The sequence below is a fragment of the Streptomyces niveiscabiei genome (assembly GCF_001419795.1).
Lineage (GTDB): Bacteria > Actinomycetota > Actinomycetes > Streptomycetales > Streptomycetaceae > Streptomyces > Streptomyces niveiscabiei.
Genome location: NZ_LIRL01001278.1, coordinates 1 through 2,715, shown reverse-complemented (window position 1 = coordinate 2,715; position 2,715 = coordinate 1). Strand labels below are relative to the sequence as shown.

3 protein-coding genes are annotated in these 2,715 nt (G+C 71.9%); 2 read left to right on the top strand and 1 reads right to left on the bottom strand.

Annotated elements, in window-relative coordinates:
- A partial coding sequence (locus AOK24_RS43085) for a sensor histidine kinase (RefSeq protein ID WP_240554407.1) occupies nucleotides 1–670 on the top strand: 670 nt, incomplete at its 5' end.
- The gene (locus AOK24_RS43080) at nucleotides 667–1,353 is read left to right on the top strand and encodes a LuxR C-terminal-related transcriptional regulator (protein WP_055725290.1); all 687 of its coding nucleotides are present in this window, start codon (nucleotides 667–669) and stop codon (nucleotides 1,351–1,353) included. The genes AOK24_RS43085 and AOK24_RS43080, both read left to right, overlap by 4 nt.
- Before the next feature lie 40 nt (nucleotides 1,354–1,393).
- Here the strand turns inward: AOK24_RS43080 and AOK24_RS43075 are convergent, their stop codons facing one another.
- Complete coding sequence (locus tag AOK24_RS43075) at nucleotides 1,394–2,449, bottom strand: C40 family peptidase (RefSeq protein WP_055725289.1); 1,056 nt, start codon at nucleotides 2,447–2,449, stop codon at nucleotides 1,394–1,396.
- Nucleotides 2,450–2,715 lie beyond the last annotated feature (266 nt).

Sequence of the window (2,715 nt, the reverse complement as noted above, 5' to 3'; positions counted from 1 at the left end):
CGCCGTCCTCGTCGGCATCACCCTCCTCGCGGGCCCCTACCTCGTCCGCATGACGCAGGACCTCTCCGAGGAACGGCTGATGCGCATCCGCGCACAGGAGCGTGCCGAGGTCGCCGCGCACGTCCACGACTCCGTCCTGCACACCCTCACCCTGATCCAGCGCAACGCCGAGAACGCCCCCGAGGTCCGCCGCCTCGCCCGCGCGCAGGAACGCGACCTGCGCACCTGGCTGTACAAACCCGAGGGCACCGGCAAGGACGAGGCCGACGAACCCACCACCGTCGCCGACGCGGTACGCCGCAACGCGGCCGAGGTCGAGGACAAGCACGGCGTCCCCATCGAGGTCGTCGTGGTCGGCGACTGCGAACTCGACGAGCGCACGTCCGCGCAGATGCAGGCCGCGCGTGAGGCGATGGTCAACGCCGCCAAGTACGGTGGCGAGGGCGGAGCCGTCCAGGTCTACGCCGAGGTCGAGGGACGTACCGTCTTCGTGTCCGTCCGCGACCGGGGCCCCGGCTTCGACCCCGACGCGATCCCCGCCGACCGCATGGGCGTACGGGAGTCGATCATCGGGCGCATGGAGCGCAACGGCGGTACGGCACGGCTGCGGGCCGTGCCCGACGGCGGCACCGAAGTCGAGCTGGAGATGGAGAGGGCGGAGAAGACGTGACGAGCGAAGAGACGGGTCCTGAGCGCCGGGTGAGGGTCGTCCTCGTCGACGACCACCGGATGTTCCGTACGGGGGTCCAGGCCGAGATCGGCCGCACCGAGGAGACCGGCGTCGAGGTCGTCGGGGAGGCCGCGGACGTCGACCAGGCCGTCACCGTCATCACGGCGACCCGGCCCGAGGTCGTCCTCCTCGACGTCCACCTGCCCGGTGGCGGCGGCGTCGAAGTCCTGCGCCGCTGCGCGGACCTGGCGTCCGACCCGGAGCGGCCGGTGCGGTTCCTCGCGCTGTCCGTGTCCGACGCCGCCGAGGACGTCATCGGCGTGATCCGGGGCGGTGCGCGCGGGTACGTCACGAAGAACATCAACGGCGCGGATCTGGTCGCCTCCGTCTTCCGCGTCCAGGAGGGCGACGCCGTCTTCTCGCCCCGCCTCGCGGGGTTCGTCCTCGACGCGTTCGCCTCGACGGACGCGCCGCCGGTCGACGAGGACCTCGACCGGCTGACCCAACGCGAGCGCGAGGTCCTGCGGTTGATCGCGCGGGGGTACGCGTACAAGGAGATCGCCAAGCAGCTGTTCATCTCCGTCAAGACCGTCGAGTCCCATGTCTCTGCGGTACTGCGGAAATTGCAGCTGTCGAACCGGCACGAGCTGACCCGGTGGGCGACGGCTCGCCGGCTGGTGTGAGGTCCTTGGCGGTGTGAGGTCCTTTGGGATCAACTCGGCTTCACACCACCCGTGTCGCCCCCGCGAACGGCATCTCGTCGATCGGGGCGATGCGGACCGGTGCCGAGGGGTTCGGGGCGTGGATCATCCGGCCGTTGCCGATGTAGAGGCCCACGTGGCTGATGCCGGAGTAGAAGAACACCAGGTCGCCGGGGAGGAGTTGGGAGCGGGAGACACGCCGGCCCGCGCCGATCTGCGCGTACGTCGTACGGGGGAGGGAGAGGCCCGCCGAGCGGTACGCCGCCTGGATCAGACCGGAGCAGTCGAAGGCGTCGGGTCCGGTGGCGCCCCAGACGTAGGGGCTGCCGAGTTTGGCGTAGGCGTACGAAACAGCGGCAGCGGTACGGGAGTTGGGGGCCTGCGCCGAAGGGCCCGGCAGGGTGGTGCGGGTGCCCCGGGAGGTGCGGTGCGGTGTCGTCCCGGTGCCGCCGGTGACCTGTTCCCTTTCCCGCGCGGAGAGTTGGCCCAGCAGACTCCGTGCCGCCCCCAACTTCCCTGTCACCGTCTCCTTGTGCCGCCGCAGCTCCGCCCGGCGTGCGGTGAGCGACGCCAGTTCGACACGCGCAGCGCCGCGCAGCCGCTCCACCTCGGCGAGCTGGCGCCGTACCCGCGAGACCGCCGCGGACTGCCGGTCACCCGCGCGTTCCGCGAACGCGGCACCGTCGAGGTAGCGGTCCGGGTCACCGGAGAGCGCGAGCTGTACGGCGGGGTCGAGCGCGCCGTCGCGGTACTGGGCGGCGGCGAGCGAACCCAGCTTGTCCCGCTCGGAGTTGAGGCTCGCCTCCTGCCGTGCGGCCTCGTCCTGGAGGGAGTTGAGCCGCCGCTGGGCCGTGTCCGCCTTCTCCCGGGCGCCGTTGTACTGCTCGGTGGCCACCTCGGCCTCCCGGTACAGCTGGTCCACCTTCGCCTTCACCTGGGCCGCCGTCGGGGCGGGCTCGGCGTGGCCGGTCCCCTCGAAGGCCGTCGCGGTCGCCGCGCCCGCGAGGGCGAGGGTGGCGGCGGTACGGGCGGTGTGCGCGACGTTCGCGCGCTGACGGGGCTTGCGGTGCGCTGCCACGGTGGACCTGTCACGTCCTTTCGTACTGCCGCGTCCGGCGACGCCCCGCACAGGGGGAGCGCGACGCCGCCGGACCTTCTCGGCGGTGATGCCCGACTGCCGCCCCTGGCCCGGGCGGCGGTGGGGAGCCGGGCACCTGGAGCAGGACGCTAGGCCGCACTGTGACGTTTGAGTAACGCGATGTGCGGAAGTGGTTCCAGAGCGTTGTCGGGTGACCGTATCTGCGTACCGATCCCGCCTTCGAGGGCGGGATCGGTACGCAGATA